General features: G+C 63.2%; 28 protein-coding genes. 12 read left to right on the top strand and 16 right to left on the bottom strand.

What is annotated here, in order from left to right; genetic code table 11:
• The first annotated feature begins 50 nt into the window (after positions 1–50).
• Positions 51–296, top strand: coding sequence for a hypothetical protein (locus VE26_RS00310; RefSeq protein WP_052715565.1), 246 nt, complete (start codon positions 51–53; stop codon positions 294–296).
• 27 nt (positions 297–323) lie between these two features.
• Here the strand turns inward: VE26_RS00310 and VE26_RS00315 are convergent, their stop codons facing one another.
• Entirely contained in the window at positions 324–1,148 is an 825-nt protein-coding gene (locus VE26_RS00315) for a metallophosphoesterase family protein (RefSeq protein WP_046103272.1), read from the bottom strand.
• Positions 1,145–2,071: a diacylglycerol/lipid kinase family protein gene (locus VE26_RS00320; protein WP_052715566.1), complete on the bottom strand. Its 927-nt coding sequence runs from the start codon at positions 2,069–2,071 to the stop codon at positions 1,145–1,147. Before VE26_RS00320 ends, VE26_RS00315 begins: the two co-directional genes overlap by 4 nt.
• An 89-nt stretch (positions 2,072–2,160) precedes the next feature.
• Here VE26_RS00320 and VE26_RS00325 point away from each other — a divergent pair, with 89 nt between their 5' ends.
• Positions 2,161–2,892, top strand: coding sequence for a phosphatase PAP2 family protein (locus tag VE26_RS00325; RefSeq protein ID WP_046103274.1), 732 nt, complete (start codon positions 2,161–2,163; stop codon positions 2,890–2,892).
• Here VE26_RS00325 and VE26_RS00330 read toward each other — a convergent pair.
• Positions 2,889–3,431 carry a pseudouridine synthase gene (locus VE26_RS00330; RefSeq protein ID WP_046104850.1) on the bottom strand — a complete coding sequence of 181 codons (543 nt, stop codon included), beginning with the start codon at positions 3,429–3,431 and terminating at the stop codon, positions 2,889–2,891. The genes VE26_RS00325 and VE26_RS00330 overlap by 4 nt on opposite strands.
• A gap of 152 nt (positions 3,432–3,583) precedes the next feature.
• Here VE26_RS00330 and VE26_RS00335 point away from each other — a divergent pair, with 152 nt between their 5' ends.
• Together VE26_RS00335 and sthA are read left to right on the top strand one after the other, a co-directional pair.
• Positions 3,584–4,450 (top strand): LOG family protein, encoded by an 867-nt coding sequence (locus VE26_RS00335; protein ID WP_425283805.1) that lies wholly within the window; start codon positions 3,584–3,586, stop codon positions 4,448–4,450.
• Between the two features lie 97 nt (positions 4,451–4,547).
• Positions 4,548–6,020, top strand: a complete 1,473-nt coding sequence (gene sthA, locus VE26_RS00340; protein WP_200897220.1) for a Si-specific NAD(P)(+) transhydrogenase — start codon at positions 4,548–4,550, stop codon at positions 6,018–6,020.
• 17 nt (positions 6,021–6,037) lie between these two features.
• On the opposite strand, the gene VE26_RS00345 is transcribed toward sthA, so the two are convergent.
• Both VE26_RS00345 and VE26_RS00350 read right to left on the bottom strand, forming a co-directional pair.
• Positions 6,038–6,964, bottom strand: a complete 927-nt coding sequence (locus tag VE26_RS00345; RefSeq protein WP_046103276.1) for a pirin family protein — start codon at positions 6,962–6,964, stop codon at positions 6,038–6,040.
• A 101-nt stretch (positions 6,965–7,065) separates the two neighbouring features.
• Positions 7,066–8,688, bottom strand: a complete 1,623-nt coding sequence (locus tag VE26_RS00350; RefSeq protein ID WP_052715567.1) for an ATP-binding response regulator — start codon at positions 8,686–8,688, stop codon at positions 7,066–7,068.
• A gap of 157 nt (positions 8,689–8,845) precedes the next feature.
• Here VE26_RS00350 and mscL point away from each other — a divergent pair, with 157 nt between their 5' ends.
• The 4 genes from mscL to VE26_RS00370 all read left to right on the top strand — a co-directional run bounded on the left by mscL (position 8,846) and on the right by VE26_RS00370 (position 10,878).
• A complete protein-coding gene (gene mscL, locus VE26_RS00355; protein WP_046103277.1) occupies positions 8,846–9,241 on the top strand; it encodes a large-conductance mechanosensitive channel protein MscL in 396 nt (131 codons plus the stop codon).
• Between the two features lie 334 nt (positions 9,242–9,575).
• Positions 9,576–10,211, top strand: coding sequence for a response regulator transcription factor (locus VE26_RS00360; RefSeq protein ID WP_046103278.1), 636 nt, complete (start codon positions 9,576–9,578; stop codon positions 10,209–10,211).
• An 81-nt stretch (positions 10,212–10,292) separates the two neighbouring features.
• A complete protein-coding gene (locus VE26_RS17955) occupies positions 10,293–10,463 on the top strand; it encodes a DUF116 domain-containing protein (RefSeq protein ID WP_160297763.1) in 171 nt (56 codons plus the stop codon).
• Between the two features lie 199 nt (positions 10,464–10,662).
• Positions 10,663–10,878, top strand: coding sequence for a cold-shock protein (locus VE26_RS00370; RefSeq protein WP_046103280.1), 216 nt, complete (start codon positions 10,663–10,665; stop codon positions 10,876–10,878).
• Between the two features lie 196 nt (positions 10,879–11,074).
• On the opposite strand, the gene hemA is transcribed toward VE26_RS00370, so the two are convergent.
• Positions 11,075–12,355, bottom strand: a complete 1,281-nt coding sequence (gene hemA, locus VE26_RS00375; protein WP_046103281.1) for a 5-aminolevulinate synthase — start codon at positions 12,353–12,355, stop codon at positions 11,075–11,077.
• A gap of 325 nt (positions 12,356–12,680) precedes the next feature.
• On the opposite strand from hemA, the gene VE26_RS00380 reads away from it, so the two are divergent.
• A complete protein-coding gene (locus tag VE26_RS00380) occupies positions 12,681–13,451 on the top strand; it encodes an SDR family NAD(P)-dependent oxidoreductase (protein ID WP_046103282.1) in 771 nt (256 codons plus the stop codon).
• Between the two features lie 97 nt (positions 13,452–13,548).
• The gene (locus VE26_RS00385; protein ID WP_046103283.1) at positions 13,549–14,214 is read left to right on the top strand and encodes a YiaD family glycine zipper/OmpA-like lipoprotein; all 666 of its coding nucleotides are present in this window, start codon (positions 13,549–13,551) and stop codon (positions 14,212–14,214) included.
• A gap of 47 nt (positions 14,215–14,261) precedes the next feature.
• Here the strand turns inward: VE26_RS00385 and VE26_RS00390 are convergent, their stop codons facing one another.
• Together VE26_RS00390 and VE26_RS00395 are read right to left on the bottom strand one after the other, a co-directional pair.
• Entirely contained in the window at positions 14,262–14,555 is a 294-nt protein-coding gene (locus VE26_RS00390; RefSeq protein ID WP_046103284.1) for a hypothetical protein, read from the bottom strand.
• The gene (locus VE26_RS00395; protein ID WP_046103285.1) at positions 14,555–14,812 is read right to left on the bottom strand and encodes a hypothetical protein; all 258 of its coding nucleotides are present in this window, start codon (positions 14,810–14,812) and stop codon (positions 14,555–14,557) included. The genes VE26_RS00390 and VE26_RS00395 overlap by 1 nt, the downstream gene beginning before the upstream one ends.
• Positions 14,813–15,002: 190 nt before the next feature.
• Between VE26_RS00395 and VE26_RS00400 the strand changes: the two genes are divergently transcribed.
• Entirely contained in the window at positions 15,003–15,392 is a 390-nt protein-coding gene (locus tag VE26_RS00400; protein ID WP_046103286.1) for a PRC-barrel domain-containing protein, read from the top strand.
• Between the two features lie 66 nt (positions 15,393–15,458).
• Here the strand turns inward: VE26_RS00400 and VE26_RS00405 are convergent, their stop codons facing one another.
• From VE26_RS00405 to coxB, 4 genes are read right to left on the bottom strand one after another with little or no spacing between them, the layout of a single operon-like run.
• The gene (locus tag VE26_RS00405; protein WP_046103287.1) at positions 15,459–16,361 is read right to left on the bottom strand and encodes an SMP-30/gluconolactonase/LRE family protein; all 903 of its coding nucleotides are present in this window, start codon (positions 16,359–16,361) and stop codon (positions 15,459–15,461) included.
• A gap of 56 nt (positions 16,362–16,417) precedes the next feature.
• The gene (locus tag VE26_RS00410) at positions 16,418–16,732 is read right to left on the bottom strand and encodes a hypothetical protein (RefSeq protein WP_046103288.1); all 315 of its coding nucleotides are present in this window, start codon (positions 16,730–16,732) and stop codon (positions 16,418–16,420) included.
• Positions 16,729–19,236: a cytochrome c oxidase subunit I gene (gene ctaD, locus VE26_RS00415; RefSeq protein WP_046103289.1), complete on the bottom strand. Its 2,508-nt coding sequence runs from the start codon at positions 19,234–19,236 to the stop codon at positions 16,729–16,731. The genes VE26_RS00410 and ctaD overlap by 4 nt, the downstream gene beginning before the upstream one ends.
• Positions 19,223–19,900 carry a cytochrome c oxidase subunit II gene (gene coxB / locus VE26_RS00420; RefSeq protein WP_046103290.1) on the bottom strand — a complete coding sequence of 226 codons (678 nt, stop codon included), beginning with the start codon at positions 19,898–19,900 and terminating at the stop codon, positions 19,223–19,225. Before coxB ends, ctaD begins: the two co-directional genes overlap by 14 nt.
• 3 nt (positions 19,901–19,903) lie before the next feature.
• Between coxB and VE26_RS00425 the strand changes: the two genes are divergently transcribed.
• Positions 19,904–20,458, top strand: a complete 555-nt coding sequence (locus VE26_RS00425) for a DUF2231 domain-containing protein (RefSeq protein ID WP_084619804.1) — start codon at positions 19,904–19,906, stop codon at positions 20,456–20,458.
• Here the strand turns inward: VE26_RS00425 and VE26_RS00430 are convergent.
• The 4 genes from VE26_RS00430 to VE26_RS00445 all read right to left on the bottom strand — a co-directional run bounded on the left by VE26_RS00430 (position 20,439) and on the right by VE26_RS00445 (position 25,488).
• Positions 20,439–20,939: a CopD family protein gene (locus VE26_RS00430; protein ID WP_052715568.1), complete on the bottom strand. Its 501-nt coding sequence runs from the start codon at positions 20,937–20,939 to the stop codon at positions 20,439–20,441. The genes VE26_RS00425 and VE26_RS00430 overlap by 20 nt on opposite strands.
• A complete protein-coding gene (locus VE26_RS00435; protein WP_046104855.1) occupies positions 20,936–21,688 on the bottom strand; it encodes a cytochrome c oxidase assembly protein in 753 nt (250 codons plus the stop codon). Before VE26_RS00435 ends, VE26_RS00430 begins: the two co-directional genes overlap by 4 nt.
• Positions 21,689–21,736: 48 nt before the next feature.
• Positions 21,737–24,382, bottom strand: coding sequence for an outer membrane protein assembly factor BamB family protein (locus tag VE26_RS00440; RefSeq protein WP_046103291.1), 2,646 nt, complete (start codon positions 24,380–24,382; stop codon positions 21,737–21,739).
• A 95-nt stretch (positions 24,383–24,477) separates the two neighbouring features.
• Positions 24,478–25,488 carry a LacI family DNA-binding transcriptional regulator gene (locus tag VE26_RS00445; RefSeq protein WP_046103292.1) on the bottom strand — a complete coding sequence of 337 codons (1,011 nt, stop codon included), beginning with the start codon at positions 25,486–25,488 and terminating at the stop codon, positions 24,478–24,480.
• Positions 25,489–25,602 lie beyond the last annotated feature (114 nt).

Here is a 25,602-nt window from a genome sequence, read left to right on the forward strand (position 1 = left end):
AAGCGGCTGCACGATAGATCCCGCCGGCATCGCGCCGGCAGAAAGACTGAATGAAATTGACGCATATTCTCAATAACCCCGCCGAACTCTATCTGGGCAGCGACGCGACCACAGCCATGACGCTGGGTGCGCGCCGCTTCGGATCGGCGGCCAAGGCCGTGCGCTTCGCCATGGAGCAGGCAGCCCCGGTCAGCCTGCGGGGCGCCAGCCTGCGCGTGGGCACGCTGACCTTCGGGCCGCACCAGATCCGCGCCCTGCACGACCAGATTGCCAAGGCGCGCCTGACCCTTAGCTAAAGCCTGCCCGACGGGGCAGGCGGCCTTTCAAACCGGTTCGCTTGCCCGGTCCCGCGTGTGCCAGGCGCCATCGCGCCATTCGCGCACCGTGACCACGATCTGATCCCCGATATCGATGAGATTATAGGCATTGCCCTCGCCCCGCAGGCGGGTGGAAATGGCCGATGCCGCCTGTGCGATCAGAATGGGCGCGCGCACCGACTTGCTGAGGCCCATGGGCTGGCCTTCGCGCGCGGCATCGTGGGATTCGTGCTTGCGCACATAGGACAGATGAAAATGTCCCGAAAGTACGAGCCGCACGCCTAGGCCGGCAAAGGTTTCGAGCGCGTCGTCGGCGCGCTTGACCCGCTTGGTCTTCTGCATCATCGGCTCGGTGGGGAAGAGCAGCGGGTGATGCGCCACGATTACCCGCACCGCATTGGGCGAGGCCTTTTCGAAGCGTTCGGCCAGATCGTCCAACTGGCCGCGTGAAATGGTGCCGTGGCCCCAGTTCCATTCGAGCCGCGCCCGGCGCGAGGTGCGCATGCCCACCAGCGCGACATTGCCCATTTCCAGGAACGGCTCGAGATCGTCGGAAATGTAGCGGCGATAAAGCCCATAAGGGTTGAGAAAGCGGCGCAGGATATTGACCGCGGGCACGTCATGATTGCCCGGGACGGCAAAGACCGGCGCCTTGAGCGTATCGAGAAATTCCCGGGCCTGCTCGAACTCTTCCTTGGTTCCGATCTGGGTGAAGTCGCCGCTGGCGACGATCAGGTCAGGATTCTGGGCATTGATGTCATCGGAAAAGCCGGCCGCCAGCTCGGGATCGTGATGGCCGAAATGCAGGTCGGAAATATGCAGGATCTTCATGCCGCCTCCGCGGTCTCTTGTGCCTCCGCCGGCACCACGACCGAAAGAGCTTTGGGTTTGATGGAGAAATGCAGCGGAGTTTCGAGGGTCTCGACTTCGCCGTCGAACATGACCTTTATCAACTCCTTGTGCGCATCGATGGTGACCGAGCGGACACTTTCCATGCTCAGCGCTTCGTCGTCGCGCCAGCGCCCGAGCAGCATGCCGGTGACCAGTCGCACGAAATCGCGGGCGGTGAAATGGCGCAGCACGTAGAGCGTCAGCACGCCCCGGTCGAGGCTTTTGCGGGAAAAGAACTTGCCCAGGCCTTCGTCATAGGCATTGCAGGCCACGGCCATGGCCTGGACGCGCTCGATGCGGGTTTCGCCGTGATCGGCTTCGATGGCGACGGCCATGCGGCGCTGCCGCGCCAGGCGGCGGAAGAAATAGCGCATGAAACCGATCTTGGTGCCCAGCGTCTCGCGGCCGCGAATATGCTCGCGCCCTGCGGCTAGGCCCGGGATAAGCCCGATCACCACCTTCTGCATGAACACACGGCCATTGACTTCGGCGACGTCGATCCGCTGCACCGTGCCGGTCGCCAGAGCGGCAACGGCGCCGGCAAGGTCGAGCGGCAGATGCAGGTCCTTGGCCACCGCGTTGAAGGTGCCCAGAGGGAGAATGGCCAGATCCTTGTCACTGCCCAGCAGCGCGCCGGCCATGGCCGTGATCGTGCCATCGCCCCCTGCCGCGACCAGAACCTGCGCCGGTCCGCTGACGGCCTCGGCAATGCGGTCCATCAGCGGGCGATGGTCATCATCGTCGACAATGGCATTGAGCCCCTGGGCGGCGAACAATTCCTCCAGGGTGGCGGCGGTAACGCCGAGCGCCCGCGCGGTCCCCGAATTGGGGTTGAGAATGACGTGATAGAGTGTTTCGGTCATCGGCCAGTGCCCCTGAAATGCGATCGTGCCCTCGCGCAACGTATTGCGCAGGCCAGGCGTTGCGTGTGCGACAACTGGAATTGCTCTGCATGCTCGATCGACTGGTCCGATCTTCCCATTTTCGCCGGGTTCGCGGCTTCATCACGGCCGAGGCGGGGCTTCTGGCCTCCATCGCCATCGTCAGCGGCCTGATCCTGGCGTTTCTCCGTCTCGCCGACGAAGTCGTGGAAGGGGAAACCGAGGCCTTCGACAACGCCATCCTCATGCTGTTTCGCGATCCCGGCAATGTCGATCAGATCATCGGACCGGCCTGGGTGCACGAGATGATCCGCGACATTACGGCCCTGGGCAGTTTCTCGCTCCTGGGCCTCTGCGTTGTGGGCGTGTGCATCTACCTGCTGATGCAGCGGCTCAAGGCCGAAATGCTGATGGTGCTTTTCTCCGTGCTGGGCGGAACGGTCATCAGTACCCTGCTCAAGATGGGCTATGACCGGCCGCGCCCCGATCTCACCTCCATGTCGCAGCAATTCACCGCCAGCTTTCCCAGCGGCCATGCCATGCTGTCGGCCGTCACTTTCCTGACGCTGGGCGCGCTCCTGGCGCGGCTCGCACCCAGTCGCGGCCTGCGCCTCTATGCGTTCGGCGCCGCCATCTTCCTGACGCTGATCGTGGGGTTCAGTCGCGTCTATATGGGCGTGCATTATCCCAGCGACGTCCTGGCCGGCTGGTGCCTTGGCGCGGCCTGGGCCCTGTTGTGCAGCGCCGGAGCCGTATTGCTGCAACGCGGCGGCAAGGTCATGGCGACCCCGGCGGAAAACTAGCCGCGCCGTGCCGTTGCATCCCGCCATTGACCCGGGGCGAGCCCATCCAGGCTCCAGTCGCCGATCCGCCAGCGCACCAGCCGCAGGGTGGGAAACCCGACGGCCGCCGTCATGCGCCGTACCTGCCGGTTGCGCCCCTCGCTGATGGTCAGAGAGAGCCAGCTGTCGGGCACGCTCTTGCGGAAGCGCACCGGCGGATCGCGTGGCCAGAGGTCGGGCGGATCGATCGCCTCGGCCTGTGCGGGGCGGGTGGGGCCGTCCTTGAGCACCACGCCCTTGCGCAAGTGATCGAGGGCAGCCGCATCGGGCACGCCCTCCACCTGCACCAGATAGGTCTTGGTCAGCTTGAATTTCGGGTCGGCGATGCGCGCCTGCAGCTTGCCGTCATCGGTCAGCAGGAGCAGGCCCTCGCTGTCCTTGTCGAGGCGCCCCGCAGGATAGACGTCCTTAACCTTGATGTAATCGGCCAGCGTCTCGCCCTCGCCGGAAAACTGGGTGAGGACGTTGAAGGGCTTGTTGAAGAGGATGAGCCGGGCCATGGCCAGAGGCATCCGGCATGACGGCGCATTCGTCAAGCCCGGGCGCTGGCGCCTTCGTGATGGACGCGTGCCCACCCACCCTTGCCCGAACAGGGGAGGACCGCTATCCCCTTGCACCACGCCTGTCGCATTCACCGGACGAGGAGCCCATCTTGGCCAAACGCCGCCACCCCACCTCGCTGCGCACCTCCAGCGAAGACATCGCCGTCTCCCGCAAGGCTCCCGATACGCCGCAGACCCGCAGCGCAGCCTATCGGCTGGCCTTTGCCGACGACGAGTTCATGACCTCCGAGGACACGCGCGGCGTCCGCTTCCAGCTCGAATATCTCAAGACCGAATTCCGCCTGCGCGAGCATGGCATCAATTCCACCGTGGTGCTGTTCGGCGGCGCGCGCATTCCCGAGCCGGGCAAGCCGGCCTGGGCGGCCAAGAACGAGATCCAGAAAAAGAACCTCGAGGCTGCGTCCCGCTATTACGAGGAGGCACGACGCTTCGCGCAACTGGCCAGCCAGATCGCGGCATCGATGGACTTCAAGGAATATGTGGTGGTGACCGGTGGTGGCCCGGGCGTCATGGAGGCGGGCAATCGTGGCGCCGCCGATGTCGGAGCGCCCTCGATCGGGCTCAATATCGTCCTGCCGCACGAACAGGCGCCCAACCTCTATGTGACGCCCGATCTGTCGTTCAACTTCCACTATTTCGCCACGCGGAAAATCCATTTCCTGATGCGCGCCAAGGCGGTTGCCGTGTTCCCGGGCGGGTTCGGCACGCTGGACGAATTCTTCGAGACGCTGACCCTTATCCAGACCGGGCGCATGGACAAGGTGCCGGTCTTGCTGTTCGGCAAGGACTTCTGGACCAAGGTCATCAATCTCGAGGCCCTGGCCGAGGCGGGCACGATTGCTCCGACCGATCCCGATCTCTTCACCCTGGTCGATACCGCCGAGGAAGGCTGGGACTGCATCCGCAAGTTCTACAACCTGCCCGAGACCGGCGAGCCGGTCTGGGTCGGAGGCTGACGCAGGACGGCCCTGCACCGGGCAGGGTGTCGCAACCTTAACGGCAATGCCACACTCTGCTTCTAGCATGGCGCAAAACGAAAAAGGGGCAGCAGCGGTGGAACGGTTCGATCTTGTCGTCATCGGTTCGGGGCCGGCAGGCCGGCGCGCCGCCATCCAGGCGGCCAAGCTGGGAAAGTCGGTGCTGGTGATCGAGAACCGGCTGCAACTGGGCGGGGTCTCGGTTCATACCGGCACCATCCCGTCCAAGACCCTGCGCGAGACCGTTCTCAACCTCTCCGGCTGGCGCGAGCGGGGCTTCTACGGCCTGTCCTATCGGGTCAAGAAGGACATCGAAGGCAAAGACCTCGGTGCCCGCCTGCGCAAGACGCTCGATTATGAGATCGAGGTTCTCGAGCATCAATTCGCCCGCAACGGCGTGCGCACCTTTGGCGGCATAGCGCGCTTCAAGGACGAGAATCATGTGGTCGTCACCGATCACGCCGGCGAAAACCACACATTCGGCTTCGATTTTGCCGTCATCGCCGTGGGCACCGCGCCCTACCGGCCGGCCAATATCGACTTCGATGGCCATACGGTCATGGACAGCGATACGCTGGTCAGCGAACTGCGTGTGCCGCGCAGCCTCACCGTGGTGGGTGCGGGCGTAATCGGCATCGAATATGCGACCATCTTCTCAGCGCTCGACGTGCCGGTCACCATCATCGAGCCGCGCGACAATTTTCTCGATTTCATCGACCGGGAAATCATCGAGGAATTCACCCATGACCTGCGCCAGCGCGGCGTGACCATGCGGCTTGGCGGCAAGGTGGATCGCGTCGAACGGGATGGCCAGGGCTGGGCCATCGCGCATCTGACCGACGGCCGCCAGATCCGCTCGGACATGCTGCTCTACGCGGCCGGGCGCGTCGGCGCCACGGCGGATCTGGGGCTCGATTGCTGCGGCGTCGTGCCCGACGATCGCGGACGGCTCAAGGTCGATCCGGATACGTTCCAGACCCAGATCCCCCACATCTATGCGGCGGGCGACGTCATCGGCTTTCCCGCGCTGGCCTCGACCTCGATGGAGCAGGGCCGGATCGCAGCTCTCCATGCCTTTGGCGCCAAGATGCCGCCCGCGCCCGATTTCTTTCCCTATGGCATCTATGCCGTGCCGGAAATCTCGACCATCGGGCTGACCGAGCAGCAGGTGCGCGAGCAGAAAATCCCCTATGAATGCGGCGTGGCGCGGTTTCGCGAGACCTCGCGCGGCCACATCATGGGACTGCAATCGGGCATGATGAAAATGATCGTGGCGCTCGACACGCGAAAGCTGCTCGGCGTCCATATCGTGGGCGAGGGGGCGACCGAGCTGATCCATATCGGGCAGGCGGTGCTGAACCTGGGGGCCACGCTCGACTATTTCGTCGAGAACACCTTCAATTACCCGACGCTGGCCGAAGCCTACAAGATCGCCGCGCTGGACGCCTGGAACCGCATGCCCAGGGTGACCCCGGCAGCGCCGGTGGCCGACCAGGCGACGGCGACGCCGGACGAAAGCCCGGAAGTGGCTGAGCCGGTGACCGAATAGGGTGCCGCTGACTGCCCTCAGTAACTCTTTTCCGGCAGCGGGATGAACTCGGTCTCGTCCGGCACCGGGCCGAAGCGGGCCTGTTTCCAGTCCTCCTTGGCCTGTTCGATCCGCTCCTGGCTGGAGGAAACGAAGTTCCACCAGATATAGCGCGGCCCTTCGAGCGCCGTGCCGCCGAGAAACATCATGCGGGCGGGCGTTGTCGCGGTCACGGTGATGGCGTCGCCGGGGCGGAAGACCAGAAGGCGGGGGCCTTCGAAGACATCGCCGGCGATCCGGACGGATCCGCTGACGAGATAGATGGCGCGTTCCTCGTAATCGGTGTCGAGCGGCGCGCTCATGCCTTGGCCCAGTTGCACCTCGACATAGAACCAGTCCGATATTGTCGAGACAGGCGCGGTCTTGCCGAACGCCTTGCCGGCAATGATGCGGGCGAAGACGCCATTGTCGCTGACAAAGGGCAGGGCATCGGCGGCGAAATGCTGGAAGCTGGGGTCGATTTCCTCCTTGCCTTCCGGCAAGGCGATCCAGCTTTGGAGGCCCAGAAGGGTGTGGCCATCGGCGCGCTCCACCTCCGGCGTGCGCTCGGAATGGGCAATGCCGCGTCCCGCCGTCATCAGGTTCATGGCGCCGGGCCGAATGTCCTGGATGTTCCCCTCGCTGTCACGATGGGTGATCTTGCCATCGAAGAGATAGCTGACGGTCGCGAGCCCGATATGGGGATGGGGTTTGACGTCCATGCCTTGTCCGGCCAGAAACTGCACCGGCCCGAAATGATCGAAGAAGATGAAGGGCCCCACCATCTGCCTTTTGCCGTGGGGCAGGGCGCGGCGCACCGGAAAGCCTTCGCCGAGATCACGGGTGCGAGGCACCACGACCAGTTCAAGCGCGTCGCAGCTTTGCGTGTCACCGGCGATGGGATCGTAATCGGGCAGCCAGGTCATGGGCGTCTCCTTTCAGGGTCCAACATTGACGCCGAACCTGCGCCGCTGTCGAGGCGGCACAGGGATGTGACTGGGGAAGGCGCGGTGGCGCACGATAAAGACTACCCAGCCTTCTGGATGCCCCTGCCGCTCTGATTGGCGAGGCCGCTGATGGCGGCGCGCAGGGCGGCCGGCTTGACCGGCTTGGTGACGACGGCAATGCCGCGATCTTCGGCCAGGGCGCGCACGGCAGGGCTGCGATCGGCGGTCACCAGGGCGGCGGGCAGGTGCCCGCCCAGATTGTGGCGCAGCCATTCGATGGCATCGAGGCCCGAGGTCTGGTCGAGATGGTAATCCATCAGCACCAGATCGGGATACCAGCCTTCGAGCAGGCGCTCGCGGTCGATCTGCTTGAGCGAGAGGGCGGTGCGCACATCGCAGCCCCAATGGGTGAGCAGCCCCTCCATGGCTTCGAGAATGGCGCTCTCGTTATCGACGCAGAGGATCTTGAGGCTGATTGTGCCGAAGCCGATTTCGGGCGGCGGCGCCTCCGGCTTGGCGGCGGGCCGGGCATTGCGGACGGCCGGCAGGTAGATGGAAAACCGCGAGCCATGGCCTTCCCGGCTGTCGAGTTCGAGGGTCAGTCCCAGGGCGCTCACCAGCCGCTGCACGATGGAAAGGCCCAGACCCAGTCCCTGCGCCATGCGGGCGCCGCGTTCCAGGCGGGAAAACTCGGCAAAGACCAGCTTGTGCTGGTCCTTGTTGAAGCCGATGCCGGTATCGATGACATCGAGCCGCCAGCGATTGCCGCGACGGCGCAGGCCAACCAGGACCTTGCCCCCGACCGGGGTATATTTGATGGCGTTGGACACAAGGTTCTGCACGATGCGGCCGAGCAGCGCCCGATCGGCCAGAATGGTGGCGCGGGTGGGAACGATGCGCAGCGAAATCGAGCGTTCGCGCGCCATGGGCGCGAATTCCACCTCGGTTTTCTTGAGCAGGTCCTGGGCCTGCATGGCATCGGGCGCAGGCTTCAGCGCGCCGCTGTCGATGCGCGAAATATCGAGCAGGGCGCTCATGATGTCCTCCACCGCCGTCAGCGAGGCCTCGATGGAATTGGCCAGCTCGGCAAAGGTGGTGGATTTGGCGCGCTCGATCAGCGTCGAGGTGTAGAGCCGCGCCGCATTGAGCGGTTGCAGGAGGTCATGGCTGGCCGCCGCAAGGAACCGGGTCTTGTCGTGATTGGACGCATCGGCCTTGGCGCGGGCGATTTCGAGCTCGGCATTGACCTGGCGTAGCGCGGCGGTGCGCTCCTCGACGCGGCGCTCGAGGGTCTGGTTGACCTGTTCGAGCTGCTGCTCGGCACGCACGCGCGCCGTAACGTCCGAGAAGCTGATGACGAGGCCCGCATCGGGCAATCGGCTGGACTGGAACTCCAGCACCTGCCCGGCATTGCCCTGCCTCTGACTGATCGTGGTGGGTGCGGAGGTGAGCAGATTGATGCGCTCGATGGCCAGGCGCGCGGCATCGCCCTCTCCCAGATCGCCGCGCTCGGCCATGTAGAGTGCGATGTCGAACAGTGCCGTGCCGGGGCGGGTCAGATCCTCGGGCAGGTCGAGCAGGCGGTTGTATCGGCTGTTCGAGGTGACGAGCCGCAGACCGGCATCGAACACGGCCACGCCTTGCGGGACGTGGTCCATGGCCAGACGGACGGCACCGGCCGGGTCTTCGGGATGCAGAGGCATGAGCGGGTTCCGCGATTGGCCTGACCCACCCTTATCGAGCGCGGCAAGGATCGGTGCAAGCGTGTGGCTACACCCATTGCATTTCCGGCCAAAGCCCGGCAATCGTTAATATGGGTTAGTCAGGCCGGTAAGGACGGCCTATGCGAGAGGGACCATAATGAGCGGCTTTTTGAAGGAATTCCGGGACTTTGCCGTCAAGGGCAACATGATCGACCTGGCGATCGGCGTCATCATCGGCGCGGCCTTTGGCGCCATCGTATCCTCGATCGTGGATGACCTGTTCATGCCGCTGATCGGCATCGTCATCGGCGGCATCGATTTTTCCGCGCTGGTGATCCAGGTAGGCGAGGCCCAGGTGCGCATCGGCTTGTTCATCAATGCCGTGGTGAAGTTCACCATCATCGCCTTCGTGCTGTTCATGGTGGTCAAGTTCATCAATTCGCTCAAGCGCGAGGCTGCCAAGGAGCCGGTCGAGACAACGCCGGCCCCGACGAAGGAAGAGGTGCTCCTGACCGAGATCCGCGACGCCCTGCGCGCACAGAACAGGATCTGATCCGAAAAGGCCGGCTCGACCGGCCTTTTCCACGTCGAGAGACTAGGAATAGTATCTGTTGACAGGAATAAAGTCTTATACCATGCTGGAGCCTAAGTGGTTCTTCCTACGAATTGTCCTTATCGGACGGCTCGGTCACCTAGGGCAAACTACCTCGGGCAGGAGATTCGGACGCTGCGATCCGACGTGATGACCTGACGAGCTTTTGGTCCGATTTCCTGCGAGGTCAATCGTTTGGCTGGCGGAGGTGCAAACGGAGGGCTGACTTGAGCGGGAGCGACCCTTGCTGGACTGGGGGCGCTTTTAGGGAAACATCCGCCGAAAGGACTTAGGCATGACTACGCATTCCTATTACCACGCCTTTCTCAATCGCGACCGGCTGGTTCAGATCGTGGACGAGGACCTCGATACCTGCGAAACGCTGAGCGTCCTGTTCCGCCTCGAAGGCTTCCAGACCACGTTCTCGCGGGACAGCAACAGTGCCGACACCGCCATCGAGCGGCGGCCGCCGGACATTGCCGTGATCAACCTCGTGCTGGGCGGGGAGAGCGGCCTCGGCCTGCTGCGCCGGCTGAAGGCGCTCCGCACCGGGGCGCCGGTCATCATGCTGTCCAACACGCCCCATGTGGACGCTGCGGTCACCGCCATGAAGCTCGGGGCGACCGACGTTCTGACCAAGCCGATCGACAACGAGCATCTCCTGGGCATCGTGCGCGATGCGCTGCGCCGAGATGTGCATCTGGGGGCGATGAATGACGGTCGCCGGCCGGTCGAAGTGCGCGGCTTCTCGCAGCTGACCCCGCGCGAGCGCGAAGTGTTGCAATTGATTACCAACGGCCAGTCCAACAAGGAAGCGGGGCGTGAACTGGGCATATCGCCACGCACCATCGAGGTGCACAGGGCGCGCGTCATGGAAAAACTGGGCGCCCGCAACACGGCCGATCTCATGCGCATCGTGCTGACCAGCTGAGGGTCGCGGCCATCACGAACTTGTTTCCAAGCCCCTGTCTTCCGGCCGCGATCCGTGTAGAATGCGGGCATGAAACCAAACATGACGCCGATCGAACGCGCCTTCGAACTTGCTCGAAGCGGCAAATGCCGGACGCTGACCGAAATCAAGTCCGCCCTGAAAAGCGAGGGTTATGAATTGGCCACCGTAACGGGCGGAACCTTGGCCAAGCAATTGCGCGGCTTGATGGTTGCCCACGCAGAAATCAAATAATTCAGCTTTGCCTTGCCCTCACCATTATTCGGTGCGATAAGGTCATTATACGTTTTCAGCCCAAGTCGGCTGCCTTCTGCCGGTCATTTCCGGCTCCTTGGCTCACTGATTCATCTTGCGAACGTTTGTCGTCCCTTTTGCATGTTGCGAAGGGAAACGCTCGTTTTGCTGCGGCGTCGAGCTTTTAAAGGAACTTAAAATGGCAACCATCAATGGTACCGTGAAATTCTTCAACACCACCAAGGGTTTTGGCTTCATTACCCCTGACAATGGCGGCAAGGATCACTTCGTGCACATCTCGGCCGTCCAGAACTCGGGCGTCGATGGTCTCTACGAAAACGACAAGCTGACCTACGAAGTCGAAACCGGCCGTGACGGTCGTGAATCCGCGATCAACCTGGTTCTCCAGAAGTAAGCGCCTGGCGCTCGCGGGCCTCGGCCCGCTGTGATCAGAAAGACCCGCCCGGCGCAAGCCCGGCGGGTTTTTTCATGGGCGGCTGATCGTGCGATCTCTGAGCCGGCAAGTCGAGCCGGCCGCGAGGGGCTGCCCGGCCAATGAGAAAGCGCGCGGCAAGGGCCGCAGGCTTTTGATGGGCTCGCTACGGGCGGGTTCAGCCGCCCAGGCTGGGCAGGGTGAGATCGCCCGAGGTCAACTTGCTGGCAGTGAGAGCCGCGTCGGCTTTTTCGCGCGGCAGTTCCAGCGCCGTCCACACGCTGACCAGTGCGTGGCGCAGCTCGAAGATCATCTCGTCGGTATGGAGCGGTGTGGGCGTGATGCGCAGGCGCTCGGTACCCTTGGGCACGGTGGGGTAGTTGATCGGCTGGATATAGATATTGTGCTTGTCGAGCAGCATGTCGCTGGCAGCCTTGACCGCGCGGGCATCGCCGACGATCAGCGGCACGATGTGCGTAGCGGTTTCCATGACCGGCAGGCCGGCATCGGCGAGGATGGCCTTGGTGAGGCGGGCCTGGCGCTGATGCATCTGACGCTCGAGCCCATTGCCCTTGAGATGCTCGATGGAGGCGCGGGCGGCAGCACAGAGCGCCGGGGGCAGGGCGGTGGTGAAGATGAATTCGGGTGCATAGGAGCGCACGGCGTCGATGATGGCGCGATTGGCCGCGATATAGCCGCCCATGACGCCAAAGCCCTTGGCCAGCGTACCCTCGATAATGTCGATCCGATCCATGAGGCCGTCGCGCTCGGCAATGCCGCCGCCGCGCGGGCCATACATGCCCACAGCATGGACCTCGTCGATATAGGTCAGCGCGCCGAATTCCTCGGCCAGGTCGCAGATCTCCTTGATCGGCGCGACATCGCCGTCCATGGAATAGACCGATTCAAAGCAGATCAGCTTGGGTCGCTTGCGATCCACCTGGCTCAGAAGCTCGCGCAAATGAGCGACGTCGTTGTGCCGGAAAATCTTCTTTTCCATGCCCGACTGGCGTACGCCCTGAATCATCGAGGCGTGATTGAGCTGGTCCGAAAAAATAACGCAATCGGGCATCAGCCGCGCAATGGTCGAGATACCAGCCTCGTTGGACACGAAGCCCGAGGTGAAGACCAGGGCGGCTTCCTTGCGATGCAGGTCCGCGAGCGACCGCTCAAGCTCGACCAGCGGGCGATTGGTGCCCGAGATGTTGCGCGTGCCACCAGCGCCGACACCCATGGCGCCAGCGGTTTCCTGCATGGCGCGCACAACCTTCTGGTGTTGTCCCATGCCCAGGTAATCATTGGAGCACCAAATGGTGATTTCGCGGGCATTATCCGCTTCGTCACGGTACATCGCCTTGGGGAAATTGCCGGCGATGCGTTCGAGATCGGCAAAGACGCGATAGCGCTTCTCTGCCCGCAATGTGTCCACCGCATCCTCGAAAATGCCGCGATAGTCCATGAAGCCGTTCCTTTGCAGACGCCAGGTGACAACAGGCCATCCCGGCGAACATGTCTCTTTCCTAAACCTGCGACCGTGTCATTGATATAGGTCAATTCGACGCGCGTTCTTGCGCTAAGCCATTGGCAATCAAGGAATGGAGAGATTCATTTGAGAGCCATTCTAAAGTTTTCGGCTCGTTCTGCCAACATCTGCCGCCCATCACAGCATGGCGAGGTCATGTACAGCGCGGCGTCAAAATGAGGTACGTACCTCATTTCATACTTGCGACGTTTCCAGGCGAGCGTTATCACCAGGAAAAACCAGAGCCAGACGGGGGACCATCGTGACCGATTATGCGCATTATCCGAGCCTTGAGAACCGCCCGGTCGTCATTTCCGGCGGCGCCTCTGGCATTGGTGCGTCTCTCGTCTGCCATTTCGCTGCCCAAGGCGCCAAGGTGGGCTTTGTCGATATTGCGCAGGAGGCGGGGGAGACATTGGTGCGCACGCTGAGCGCAGAAGGACACACAGTCCGCTTCACGCCGTGCGACATCACCGATATTGCCGCCTATCAGGCCGCGATCGCCGGTTTCGCCGCGGCCCATGGCGATGCGCTGGTGCTGGTGAACAATGCGGCCCATGATGCGCGGCACCATTGGTCGGACGTGACGCCGGACGATTGGGACGCGCGGATGGCGGTCAATCTCAAGCATGCCTTCTTCGCGACCCAGGCGGTGGCGCCGGGCATGAAGAAGGCCGGGGGCGGCGCGGTCATCAATTTCGGCTCCATCAGCTGGATGATCATGACGCCGGCGCTGCCGGTCTATGAAACCGCCAAGGCGGCCGTGCACGGCCTGACCCGGTCCATGGCCCGCGAGCTGGGCCGCGACAATATCCGGGTCAACTCACTGGTGCCGGGCGCCGTGCTGACCCAGCGCCAGCTCGATCTCTGGGTCAAGCCAGAGGACCTCAAGGGCATCGAAGCCAACCAGGCTCTCTCCGGTCATCTCACGCCCGGCGATTGTGCACGCATGGCCCTGTTCCTGGCCTCGGATGACAGCCGGATGATTTCGGGGCAGCATTTTCTGGTCGATGCCGGCTGGGCCAATGGCTAGGCGTTCACCCTCCATTCATCATATCGGCGTTACCACGCTCCTGCCTTAATGCAGCGACATCAGAGGCCATTCTGTGCGAATCCTTCAGGGGGATAAGATGAAGTCTAAGGTTCTCGTCGCGCTTGCCGCGACCCTGGCGCTGAGCGCCTGCACCACCACCAATCCCTATACCGGCCAGGGCCAGCTCTCCAACACCGCCGGCGGCACGCTGCTGGGCGTGGGCGGCGGCGCCGTGGCGGGCGCCATTGTCGGCGCGGCCGTGGGCGGCGATCCGCGTGTTGGCGCCCTGATCGGCGCGGGTGTCGGCGGCCTGACCGGTGCCGCCATCGGCAATTACATGGACCAGCAGGAAGCCGAGCTGCGCGCCCAGCTGCAGGGCACCGGCGTCTCGGTGACGCGCGTGGGCGACCAGATCATCCTCAACATGCCGTCCAACATCACCTTTGCCACCGACCAGTCGACGGTGCAGCCGCAGTTCAACCAGACCCTGGTTTCGGTCGCGCTGGTGCTCAAGAAGTTCGACAAGACCATCGTCGATGTCTACGGCCACACCGATTCCACCGGCTCGAACGAGCACAACCTGGCGCTCAGCCAGCGTCGTGCGGTTGCCGTGGCGACCAACCTCGCCAATCAGGGCATCGATCAGCGCCGGTTCTATATCGAGGGCAAGGGCTCTTCGAGCCCGATCGCGTCCAACGCCAACGAGGCCGGCCGGGCCCAGAACCGACGCGTGGAAATCCAGCTGTCGCCCATTCGCGGCTGATCGATCTGTCCCAGGCAAAAAAGAACGCGGCCATCTGGCCGCGTTTTTTATTGTGCCGGGGTTTCAACCACAGGAGCCGATGTCGGGGTGCCCGGCTGCATATCCGTGCCGGGGGCGCCGGAAAAGATCTGCAGCACCAGCAGGATCGCGATGATGATGCCAAGTGCGCCCAGCCCATAGAGCCACCAATTGGTAGGGCCTGTCGCACCGACGGATGCCTCGTGCTCGCCAGCGACCCTGATCCCGGAATTGTCGGGGACATCGATCCGCGAGCCGTTTTCATCGACCAGGAAATCGACCTTGGCGTCCTCGCGGACACGCGGTTCGGTTGGTTCTGCCATCAATAATCTCCTCGTAAAACGGTTTGGGTGCCCACCCCGCGGGAGGCGCCTTCGCGCACATGGGCAATGGCGTCGTCGATCTCTTGGGGCTCAAAAGCGACAGGCTGACCGTCCACCGGAGCACCAATTGCCTCCCCCTTGAGCTGGTTGAGCAGGTCAAGCTTCTCTCGCGCCGTAAACAATGTGTGGCGGGCGATCTGCATGGGATTGAGCTGGTCCTTGCCGCACATGCGCTGCTTGAGTGTGTCGAAGACCATGACGCTACTCCCTGGTCGCTTCGAGAGGGGTTCAACCGGCTCAATGCCCGTTTGCCCCTAGAAGTTCCGCCAGACCGGTTTGCCGAGGCACCTCTCCTCAAAGAGGCACCTCTCCTCAAAAGTGACGTGACGAGGAAACCCCTCGGCGCTTGCCGCGTTGAGGCAGCACAACCCATGCAAGGAGGATCCAATGGCTTATGACGACGCCCGCGTGGCGACCGCCGATCTTAAGGAAACCCACGATCTGATCGCATCGGACAAGGTCGAAGGCACCAAGGTCTACGATAATTCGGGCGAACATATCGGTTCGATCGAACGTCTTCTGGTCGAGAAGCGCGGCGGCAAGGTTTCCTATGCCGTTCTCAGCTTCGGTGGCTTTTTCGGGATCGGTGACGATCACTACCCGCTGCCCTGGTCAAAGCTCAATTACGACGAGAGCCTGGGCGGATATCGGGTCGACATCAACAAGGAACAACTCGAAGGCGCGCCCAAATATGAGCGCAACGACGATGATTTCTTTACCGCCGAAAATGGTCGTCGGGTGTACGACTATTATGGCGTAACCCCTTACTGGATCTGATCCAGCCCGCTTTTTTCAGCACCTAACCATTACACGAGCGGCGTCCTTCGGGGCGCCGTTCTTGTTTCAGAGACCGCGTGCGCGGACAGCAAGCGCATAGACAGACTTCGTGGCCGTGATGTAGAGGCAATCGCGCCTTGGACCCCCGAAGGTCAGGTTGGCCGAGGTTTGCGGCAGAAGCACGCGGCCACATAATCTGCCGTCTGGATCGAACACTTGGACCCCGTCGCCCGAGGACGACCAGAGCCAGCCGTCTTCATCGACGCGGAAGCCATCGGGGATGCCGACATCGATGGTGCAGAATTCACGTCCGTTGCGGGCCTGTCCATCGGCGGAAATGTCGAAGACGCGAATATGGCGCGGCACCTCGGGATCGTGGCTGGCGCCGGAATCGGCGACGAAGAGCCGGTTCTCATCAGCCGAGAAGGCAAGGCCATTGGGCTGGGCAAAATCGTCGATCACCCGGGTGATTGCGCCGGTGTCGCCATCGATACGGTAGACGCCGCGCGCCGATTGCTCGGGATCGGCCTTATAGCCTTCGTAATCGGAGAGGATGCCGTAGGTGGGATCGGTGAACCAGATCGACCCGTCTGAACGTACCACCACGTCATTGGGCGAATTGAGACGCTTGCCTTCGAAGCTGTCGGCCAGAACCGTGAAGCGTCCATCCCATTCGCGCCGCGTGACCCGGCGCGTGCCATGCTCGCACGAGATCAGCCGGCCCTGCCGATCGCGGGTGTGGCCATTGGCGAAATTGGATGGGGCCAGAAACGGGGTGACCGAGCCATCCGCGGGCAGGTAACGCAGCACGCGCTGGTTCGGAATGTCGGAGAAATAAAGACAATCATGATCCGCGAACCAGACCGGACCTTCGGCCCAAAGGCAGTCGGAATAAAGTTCCCTGAGCTCGGCCTGCGGGTCGATCTTGTCGGCGAAGCGCGGGTCGATGATGTCGTAACGTGCAGCCATGCTGTCCTCCCGCGGACAAGGCTAGCGGCAGGACGCACGGCTCTCAAGGCGCTTTTTCAGATACAGGCAGTGGCAAAGGTCACCGGCAGGTAGACGAGAATGCCGGCGACGAAGGCGGCGCGATTGGCCCAGAGTGCTGAAAGCGAGAGCGATGTCTGCGGTTCCCCGGTCTTGTTGGGGCGTTGCCAGGCCAGGACGGCGAGAGGCACGAGGCTGACGACATAGGCCACGATCAGGATCGGCCGATGCCACTCGCCCCAGCCATAGGCGCAACCCAGGGCCTGAAGGGCATAGAGCAGGACGAAGGCCCCTGACCAGAGCGTGAAGCCGGCGATCAGGAGCATGAGGGCGCGATTGTTCTGGCGGGTCATGCCACCCCTCCCGCAAGCGCCAGCAACAGGCTCAAGCCGAGCGCCATGAGCGTGACGGCAAGACCATAGCCATTCCACATCCAGGCCAGCACCATCTCGGTCTGGCGGCGCGCGGAGACATAGCCCTGAACGATGCGCCAGACGCCATGGCCCGCCAGCAGCGCAGCCAATCCGCAATGAAGGGCAGCATAGGCGAGCGTGACGAAGATCACGGCCTGCCTGGCATGCTCTGCCGGGCCGGGCACGCTGGCCATCAGCCAGACAAGCGAGGCGCTGGCGATGACCTGGGCGAGGGTGGCAAGGGCAAGCATGGTCTGGCCGCTATCGCCACGAGCGTTCCGCGTACGGGCGATGTGCGTGAGTGCCCAGCCCGAGGCCGCGCCAGCAAGAGCCAACATTGCGGGCAGAGGCTGCAGTTCGAGCGGGCGCAGGCCCTCCCAATTGGAAGCGACGACGAGAAGGAAAAGGCCGCCGAACAACAGCGAGGAGAACAGCGTCGCGTTCATGACGAGCGCTGCGCGGTTGGCCAGAATGCTGACATTGGTGGCGCATTCGACGTCGAGCACTGCCTGCTCGCCCCGACCGATATCGACCGGCCCCATATCCCGCTTCTGGCCCAGATCGCGCGGCCAGAGGAGGAACATCACGAGCGTCAGTACCGCGCCGAAGGGGGCCAGCCAATATTGGCCGAACAGCATGGCCAGGAAGAAGCTGGCAGTGGCCATTGCCGTATAAAGCGGCAGATAGGTCCTGCGGGGCAGGATGATGACGTGCTCGGGCGCGCCGGTCGCCATGTCGACGCCCATTGTCTCCTGGTCATCATTGCGGGCAAACCCGAGATAACCGTCGCCGCCGGCCAAAACCGGACCGATCCGCGCCGGTTCGAGCCAGTCGGCGCGTTCCGCGATACGCGGAATGGCAGCGAAATTGTAGCTTGGCGGCGGTGTCGGCGTGGCCCATTCCAACGTCTGGGCTTTCCAGGGATCGCGGCGGAAGCGGCGGCCGAAGCGAAATTGCAGGATCATGTCGGCCAGCACCAGGGTAAAGCCCATGGTGAGGATGAAGCCGCCCACCGAAGAGAGCAGGTTCAGCCAGTCCCAGCCCCAGTTCGACGGATAGGTCGAGATGCGCCGCGGCATGCCCATGAGCCCGGTGAGGTGCATCAGGAAAAACGTGAGATTGAAGCCGATAAAGATCAGCCAGAAAGCCGGAATGGAGAGCTTGTAGAGGCTCTGCCGTCCGGAAATGTGGGGGAGCCAGTGATAAATCCCGGCCAGCATGGGAAAGACGAAGCCCCCCACGAGCACGTAATGGAGGTGGGCGACCACGAAATAGCTGTCATGGGCCTGCGTGTTGAAGGGCACCATAGCGAGCATGACGCCGGTAAGTCCGCCGATGACGAAAACGAAGAAAAAGCCGAACACGTAGAGCATGGGAACGTCCCATTTCGGCTTGCCCGAGGCCAGGGTGCCCAGCCAGGCGAAAATCTGCACGGCGGTCGGGATGGCCACAAGCGCACTGGCGGCGGAGAAAAAGGCCAGCGCCAGATGAGGAATGCCCACGGTGAACATGTGGTGCACCCAGAGGCCGAAGCTGAGGAAGCCCATCGCGACGATGGCCGCGATGATGGCGCGATAGCCCAGGATCTGGCGCTGCGCGAAGACCGGAATGATGGTGGAGAGCGCCCCGGCGGCGGGTAGGAAGATGATATAGACTTCCGGGTGACCGAAGAGCCAGAACAGGTGCTGCCAGAGCAGGGGATCGCCCCCGCGCGTGGGATCGAAGAAGGGCAGATCGAAGGCGCGCTCGAGTTCGAGCAGGATCGATCCCAGGATCAGCGGCGGAAAGCCAACGATCATCATGCCGGTGGTGACCAGCATGTACCAGCCGAGCAGGGGCATGCGGGTCAACGACATGCCCGGCGCCCGCATCTTGAGGATCGAGACGAAGATTTCGATGGCGGCCGTGACGGCCGAGATTTCGACGAAGGTAATGCCTAAAAGCCAGACATCGGCATTGATGCCGGGCGTATAGGGCTTGGAGGCGAGCGGGGTATACATGAACCAGCCGCCATCGGGTGCGGCCCCCACCAGCATGGCGACGATGAGGATCGTGCCCCCGAACAGGTAGCACCAGAAGCCATAGGCGGTGAGGCGCGGAAAGGCCATGTCCCGCGCGCCAAGCATCTTGGGCAAAAGGTAGATGGCAAAGCCTTCCAGCATGGGAATGGCGAACAGGAACATCATCACCGTGCCATGCATGGTGAAGATCTGATTGTAGAATTCGGGGCCGATAAAGGCACTGTTGGGCGTGGCCAATTGCGCCCGGATCAGCATCGAGAGGAAGCCGCCGATGGCAAAAAAGACCAGCGCGACCAGCATGAAGCGCTTGCCGAGGACCGTATGATTGACGCTCGACAGCCGGCCGATGCCCGCAGGCGTCATCCAGATGCGCTCGAGCTGCTTGTGCAGGCGGACAGCGGATATGGCCTTACTCACCGGCATTGTCCTCCATCATGGCCGCAAAGACTTCGGGCGGGTGCGCTTCGACCCTGAAGAACATGGTATCGTGGCCCTCTCCGCAATATTCGGCACATTGGCCCCAATAGGTGCCCGGCTCGTCGGCCTCGAGGCGGATGACATTGACATGGCCGGGAACAGCATCGATCTTTCCCCCCAGCCGCGGCACCCAGAACGAATGGATGACGTCGGCCGCGCTGATCTCGAAGTCGACCGGCTGACCGGCCGGGATATGCACGACTTCCTCGGCACTGTTGACGCCATTGGGATAGGTGAAACGCCATTCCCAGCGGGATGCCTCGACGCCGATACGCAGCGGCGCCTGCCCATGGGGCAGCAATTGCTCGCCCAGGACGAGGGCCGTGCCGGTCAGCAGGACCAGGACGGGAATGGGCAGGATGAGCCCGCCGCCGATGATCCAATGCGCCGGGGTAAAGCGCGCGAGGAGCGCGCTGCGGAAATAGGCGAGGAAGAAGAGGATCATGACCAGAGCGAACAGCACGACCGAGCCCCAGAACATCACCCACCAGAGCAGGGCCAGATTGGCGGCGCGCGGACCGGCGGGGTCGAGTGTGGACAGCTCGCCGCTGCAACCGGCGAGCACAAACGGCGTTGCACCCAGGCACAGCGTCTTGAGAACGGGGGACATTCGATGAGCGAAACTGCGCGACAGAGCGAAGAAGTCGAGATTGCGCTCGAAGAAGGCCAGGAAGTCAGCGCCGATCACCCCAATCCTCATATTCGGGAGGTCGCCAAACAGGATATCGGATCGGCGATCGCCGTGGCCGGGCATCCCATTCATGCCATGCTCGTGCATTTTCCGATCGCCTTCGTGATTGCCACGCTGGGCGTGGATATTTTCTACTGGTTCACCGCGGACGACTTCTGGATCCAGGTCGGAACCTGGTCGGCCGGTGCGGCCTTCGCCTTCGGCGTGCTGGCGGCAATTGTCGGCACGCTCGAATTGCTGGCCGTTCCAGGCATTCGCGTGCGCGTCGCCAGCTGGAACCATGCCATCGCGGCCATGGTGATGCTGGCCATTGTCGGTGCCAATGCGGGATTGCGCCTCTATTGGCCCGAAGCGGTGCTGCCCGGCGGATTGATGTTGTCGACGCTGGCCAGCATGGCGGCCGCCTTTGCCGGATGGCACGGAGGCAAGCTGATTTTCGATCATGGTGTCGGCCTCCTCATTTCATCCAAGCAATGAACGGTTCGGCCAGCTCGCCAAGCCGGCCGGGGGCGAAGAAGTCGGCCAACGGCTCCGGCCAGGCCATTTCCGGCTTGCCCAGAACCAGGATGAGAATGGACGACACCGTGAGCAGGGTGAGCGGCATGACCAGCATGAAACGCCACGCCGGGTAATCCCGCCCCGGCTCGAAGAGGCGCAGGATCATGAGGCCGGAGAAGATGTGAATGCCGGTCATCACCGAGACGGCAAAGAGCTTGGCCGAGAACCAGGTCTCGTAGGTCGCCATCAGAAAGATCAGCGCCGTGCCCGAGCCGATGGCGACGAACGCTGCCGGCGACATCAGCGAGACGTAGAAAAAGCGGGTGAAGCCATGCAGCTTGTGCAGGGCGTCATCCTCAAGGCCCCGCCGCTGCATGTATAGAAACGGCAGGGCGATGAGCCCGGCGCTCCACAGCGCTATTCCCGCCACGTGGATGAACTTGAGCCAGGTAACGATCATCGTGGGGCCGCCTGCCGGTCACCGAGAAGGTCGACAAGACGCCAAAGCACCAGCGCCAGAAGCGGCAGGTTGGCCGGCACCCACATGATGAGGCCGCCCAATTGCTGATCTTCGGCCGCTGAAAGGCCGAAGGCCTGGCTGGCAAGGAAATGCGGCAGATAGAGTGGCTGGTCGGCGAAGACCAGGAGGGCGCCGAGCATGCCCATCTGGATGGCGCTGGTCAGCGCCGCCAGACCCGCCTGGATGGGACGCCGGGCATGCAGCAAGCCAAGCCAGAGCCAGGTGAACGTCGTGAGCAAGCTGAGCTGCATTGCCCAATAAAGCCCAGGATGGGTAAAGGCCGCCGTGTAGAGATCGGGACTGTGCCAGAGCCAGAGCGCTGCCGTGGAAAGGGCCAGAGGCGGCAGGGTGCCGCCCTTGTTGCCCCAGGAGGCCGGCAGAGCAAGCGCAAGAAGCGGCGCCACGACCATGGTGAGGAGCACATGGTGACCGACGCGGGCCGAAAAGAGCGCCACCGTCAGGGCGCAGAGGGGGGACACGAAGAGCAGCGCTGCAAATGCCCAGGACAGGGCAAAGGCGAGCTGTCGCCGTGGGCCGGCCAGTCGTAGCAGCCACAGCCCTGCCAAGGCGGCGATGACGAGCCCGGTCAATAGGCCGGGCTCGAAATTCCAGCGGGTCCAGAGGTCCGCCGGCAGGGGCGGGGCACCGCAATAGCTCAGGTCGAAGGAAAAGGCTGACGCTTGATCCATTTCCATTCCGTTTTAGGAGGAAGCGAGGGGCGGGTGCGCCCCTGTGCATCAGGGCTGGCTGGTTTCCCCGCCCGTGCCGGTGGCGTTGGCGGGAAGCGCGAAGGCGATGAAATAGTCGCCGATCGGCGTTTCCATGAAATCATGGCCACCGGCATTCATCACCACGATCTGCCGCCCGCCCGCCTCATAGGTCATGGGGGTCGCCTGGCCGCCGGCCGGCAGGACGGTCTGCCAGACCTCTTCGCCGGTCTCGATATCGATGGCGCGCAGGATATCGTCGGTGGTGGCCGCGATGAAGAACAGGCCCGACGCCGTCACGAAGCCGCCGCCATTATTGGGCGTGCCGATCTCGAAGGGCAGCATGGACGGGATGCCGAACGGGCCGTTCTTGCGGGCCGAACCGAAGGGGCGATCCCAGAGGACTTCACGCGTTTCCAGATCGATCGCCGCAATGCCGCCATAGGGGGGCTCCTTGCAGAGCAGACCCGTGAACGGCACCCGCCAGCCCGCATTGACACGGATGCCATAGGGCGCGCCGGCCTGCGGGCTCAGCGAACCGTGCGAGCCGCCGCCGGCATCGGAATCGTAATTGGGATCGGTGATCGGCAACACGCCTGCAGCATCCACCTCTTCGCGCGGCACCAACTGATTGAAATTGGGCATGTTGTTGTAATTGGTGATCATGATGTTGTTCACCGGATCGATGGCGACGCCACCCCAGTCCACGCCGCCATTATAGCCGGGGAACTGGATCCAGGGCCGATCGACGGTGGGCGGGGTATAGACCCCGTCATAGGCCGCCTGGCGATACTGGATGCGGCACCACAGCTGGTCCAGCGGCGTCATGCCCCACATGTCGGCTTCGGTCAGGTCCGGCTTGAGCAGGTTGGGGAAGTCGGTGACGAAGGGCTGGGTGGGGGAGAGACGTTCCGGCTCGACACCGCCCTGAGGGGCCGGGCGTTCCTCGATGGTGACCAGCGGCTCGCCGGTTTCCCGGTTGAGAATATAGAACTGCGCCTGCTTGGACGGCATGATGATGGCCGGCACCGGACCTTCGGGCGTGGGGAAATCCACAAGGCTGCCCTGGCCGCCCAGGTCATAATCCCAGATGTCGTAATGGACGGTCTGGTAATGCCAGGCGACATCGCCGGTTTCCACATCCAGCGCCACGATGGCGGTCGAATAGGTGTTTTCTTCTTCCGAGCGATCACCGCCCCAATAGTCGACCGCCGAATTGCCCATGGGCATATAGACAAGGCCCAGCTCGTCGTCGCCCGAGGCGATCGTCCACATATTGGGCGTGCCGGGCGTATAGATTTCGCCCTCGGGGGGCAGGCCGGTCTCGCCCGGACGACCCATGTCCCAGGCCCATTTGAGCTCGCCAGTCACCGCATCATAGCCGCGGATGACGCCGGAAGGCGCTTCACGGGTCTGACCGTCGCTGACCTGGCTGCCCACGACGAGAACATTGCGCACCAGTGTCGGCGGCGAGGTGGGCGCATAAAAGCCCGGGGCGGTGTCGCCGATGCCGTCGAGCAGGTTGACCATGCCGGCATTGCCGAAATCGGGGCAGAGCTGGCCGGTTTGCGTGTCGAGCGCAATCATGCGGGCATCGTGGGTGAGATTGACCACGCGGGTCGCACAGAGCTCGGTGCGCTCCACACTGGGATTGTCGTAATAGATGAGGCCACGGCAGGAGGCATTGTAGCCGACCGCATCGGTCGAGACGACCGGATCATAGGTCCAGAACTCGGCACCCGTCGCCGCATCAAGAGCGGAGATCTTGTTCAGCGCCGAGCAGAGAAACAGCCGGTTGCCGACCTTTACCGGGGTGTTCTGATTGCCGAACGGCTCATCGTTTTCCGGCAGGTCGCCCGTGCGGAATTCCCAGATCTGTTCGAGCTCGCCGATATTGTCACGGGTGATCTGGTCGAGCGGTGAATAGCGCACCGCCTTGTGCGTGCCGCCGTAAGCGGGCCAATCCGCGCCGGTTTCGAGCGCCACATAATCAACGCCCGGCTGGGCCGGCCCGGCAGGAACCTCAGGCGCCTCAACGGGCTCTGCGGCAGGAGCGGGCTCATCCCCGGTAAGGGGCGCAGCGGGAGTGGTCGGCTCTGTCTGGGGCGCGACAGGCGTGGTCGGCGCGGGTTCGGACGCCGGCGGGACAGGGGCTGCATCGGTCTGCGGCTCAGTGACAGGCGCCTGCGGCGCGACAGGCACCTGGGTTTCCTGAGCAAAGCTGGGTTCGACGCTATATTGAGCAACGTTGATGGCGCCGAAGGCGCCGAGCAGCGTCACCATGGCTGCCGCCATGCCGGTGCCATAGCGGCGTACCGACCCGCGCAGCATGGGAAGTGTGGTGAGGACGAGCACGAGCACTACACTCGGAGCGATGAGGCGCGGCACTTGCGCCCAGCCGTTGAAACCGGCTTCCCACAAGGCCCAGGCAAGCGTTCCGGCATAGGTCAGCAGATAGACCCAAAGCGCCATGATATCCCGCCGGAACAGGAAATAGGCCGTCAGCAGCAGGCCAATGCCTGCGGGCAGGTAATACCAGGAGCCCCCAAGCGCGATGAGCCAGACGCCACCCGCCGCGATCGGTGCGCCAAAGACGACCAGCACAATGGCGACAAGCATGGTCCACCAAAACCCGATCGTCTTGCGGTTGTTATGTGGCAGATCGTGCGACGCCATAGAGCCCTCCTGTGCGTGATGAAGGCGCAACGCCCCGATCCCGTCATAGTTCCGACAAAAATTCGCCGGGCTCAAAAGCCTTGCAAACTGGCGTGTTAGGGAAGGGAACCGCGCACCAGAACGGGCATGGGGACCAGCGTCGGCTTAACTTTGCCTGAGTTAAGCAAAAGCTCGACCGCACGCCGTCCCATGTCTTCGTGCGGCAGCCCAATCGTGGTCAGTCCGGGCCGGAGATAGGATGCGAGCTCGTCATTGTCGAAGGACACGAGGCCCACATCTCTCGGAATGGAAAGTCCCGCTTCGCTGAGCGCCTGATAGGCGCCGAACGCCAGCCGGTCGTTGAGGCATAACAGGCCGCGCACACGGTGCGATTGCAGGGCCTGCCTGGTCAGTTCATAGCCCTGTCGCGGCTCCCAGTCCCAGCAGCTCAATTCCGCGATGAAGCTCAATCCGGCCTCGGCCATGCCATCGCGAATACCGGCAAATCGCCGCGTCAGGGTTTCGGAGCGGAAGAGGTCCGCTTCCTCGTTGGCATTGTAGCCGAGCAGCAAGATGTCCTGGGTAATGCCCGCGCGCACCAGGAGGTCAACGGCCGCGCGCCCACCTTGATATTCATCCGGAAGGACCGAGACGGGAAAGCGCGCGCTGGTACCGTTGAGCATGACCGTGGGCACGTTGATGGAGATGTCGGGCACGAACACCTCGCGAGAGCGCATTGCCGCAAAGATCAACCCATCCACCTGACGATCGAGCGCCGCCTCGACGGCCTGGATTTCCCGCGCCGGCTCGCCACCGGTTTCGAGCACCATCATGACATGCGTGGCGGCTTCCGCCCCGGCCAAGGCACCGCGAATGAGACCGCTGGCAAAGCGGGTGGTGGCGACATAGTCGGAAATAAAGGCGATGGTGCGCGTCTTGTCGGTGCGCAGGGCCCGTGCCGCGACATTGGGCCGATAGCCCAGACTGGTGGCCGCTGCATGCACCTTGGCATGAGCATCGGCCGAAAGCCTCGTGTCAGGCCGGCCGGTCAGGATCATGGACGCGGCAGCTGTCGACAGCCCGGCCAATTTGGCCACGTCGGCCAGTGTCACGCGCTTTTTCGCCACGCTGCGATGTCCCCTGCGGCATGGCCAAACCCGTCGCCATGCAAATTTGACTGGATAGCCATGCAACACGCGCTTGACAACTCTTTGACCGCATTGCATTTGCTAAATGGTTTT

The organism is Devosia chinhatensis, from assembly GCF_000969445.1.
In the GTDB taxonomy this organism is placed as follows: domain Bacteria; phylum Pseudomonadota; class Alphaproteobacteria; order Rhizobiales; family Devosiaceae; genus Devosia; species Devosia chinhatensis.

Excerpts from the sequence above, each read along its gene's own strand:
- ctaD (WP_046103289.1), bottom strand. The coding sequence starts at position 19,236 with ATGCCGGTGAGTAAGGCCATATCCGCTGTCCGCCTGCACAAGCAGCTC.
- VE26_RS00410 (WP_046103288.1), bottom strand. The coding sequence starts at position 16,732 with ATGACCCGCCAGAACAATCGCGCCCTCATGCTCCTGATCGCCGGCTTC.
- VE26_RS00435 (WP_046104855.1), bottom strand. The coding sequence starts at position 21,688 with ATGGATCAAGCGTCAGCCTTTTCCTTCGACCTGAGCTATTGCGGTGCC.
- VE26_RS00360 (WP_046103278.1), top strand. The coding sequence starts at position 9,576 with ATGACTACGCATTCCTATTACCACGCCTTTCTCAATCGCGACCGGCTG.
- VE26_RS17955 (WP_160297763.1), top strand. The coding sequence starts at position 10,293 with ATGACGCCGATCGAACGCGCCTTCGAACTTGCTCGAAGCGGCAAATGC.
- VE26_RS00385 (WP_046103283.1), top strand. The coding sequence starts at position 13,549 with ATGAAGTCTAAGGTTCTCGTCGCGCTTGCCGCGACCCTGGCGCTGAGC.
- VE26_RS00425 (WP_084619804.1), top strand. The coding sequence starts at position 19,904 with ATGAGCGAAACTGCGCGACAGAGCGAAGAAGTCGAGATTGCGCTCGAA.
- VE26_RS00320 (WP_052715566.1), bottom strand. The coding sequence starts at position 2,071 with ATGACCGAAACACTCTATCACGTCATTCTCAACCCCAATTCGGGGACC.
- VE26_RS00390 (WP_046103284.1), bottom strand. The coding sequence starts at position 14,555 with ATGGCAGAACCAACCGAACCGCGTGTCCGCGAGGACGCCAAGGTCGAT.
- VE26_RS00370 (WP_046103280.1), top strand. The coding sequence starts at position 10,663 with ATGGCAACCATCAATGGTACCGTGAAATTCTTCAACACCACCAAGGGT.
- coxB (WP_046103290.1), bottom strand. The coding sequence starts at position 19,900 with ATGTCCCCCGTTCTCAAGACGCTGTGCCTGGGTGCAACGCCGTTTGTG.
- VE26_RS00310 (WP_052715565.1), top strand. The coding sequence starts at position 51 with ATGAAATTGACGCATATTCTCAATAACCCCGCCGAACTCTATCTGGGC.
- VE26_RS00325 (WP_046103274.1), top strand. The coding sequence starts at position 2,161 with ATGCTCGATCGACTGGTCCGATCTTCCCATTTTCGCCGGGTTCGCGGC.
- VE26_RS00345 (WP_046103276.1), bottom strand. The coding sequence starts at position 6,964 with ATGACCTGGCTGCCCGATTACGATCCCATCGCCGGTGACACGCAAAGC.
- mscL (WP_046103277.1), top strand. The coding sequence starts at position 8,846 with ATGAGCGGCTTTTTGAAGGAATTCCGGGACTTTGCCGTCAAGGGCAAC.
- VE26_RS00395 (WP_046103285.1), bottom strand. The coding sequence starts at position 14,812 with ATGGTCTTCGACACACTCAAGCAGCGCATGTGCGGCAAGGACCAGCTC.
- VE26_RS00440 (WP_046103291.1), bottom strand. The coding sequence starts at position 24,382 with ATGGCGTCGCACGATCTGCCACATAACAACCGCAAGACGATCGGGTTT.
- VE26_RS00330 (WP_046104850.1), bottom strand. The coding sequence starts at position 3,431 with ATGGCCCGGCTCATCCTCTTCAACAAGCCCTTCAACGTCCTCACCCAG.
- VE26_RS00350 (WP_052715567.1), bottom strand. The coding sequence starts at position 8,688 with ATGCCTCTGCATCCCGAAGACCCGGCCGGTGCCGTCCGTCTGGCCATG.
- VE26_RS00430 (WP_052715568.1), bottom strand. The coding sequence starts at position 20,939 with ATGATCGTTACCTGGCTCAAGTTCATCCACGTGGCGGGAATAGCGCTG.
- hemA (WP_046103281.1), bottom strand. The coding sequence starts at position 12,355 with ATGGACTATCGCGGCATTTTCGAGGATGCGGTGGACACATTGCGGGCA.
- VE26_RS00315 (WP_046103272.1), bottom strand. The coding sequence starts at position 1,148 with ATGAAGATCCTGCATATTTCCGACCTGCATTTCGGCCATCACGATCCC.
- VE26_RS00400 (WP_046103286.1), top strand. The coding sequence starts at position 15,003 with ATGGCTTATGACGACGCCCGCGTGGCGACCGCCGATCTTAAGGAAACC.
- VE26_RS00405 (WP_046103287.1), bottom strand. The coding sequence starts at position 16,361 with ATGGCTGCACGTTACGACATCATCGACCCGCGCTTCGCCGACAAGATC.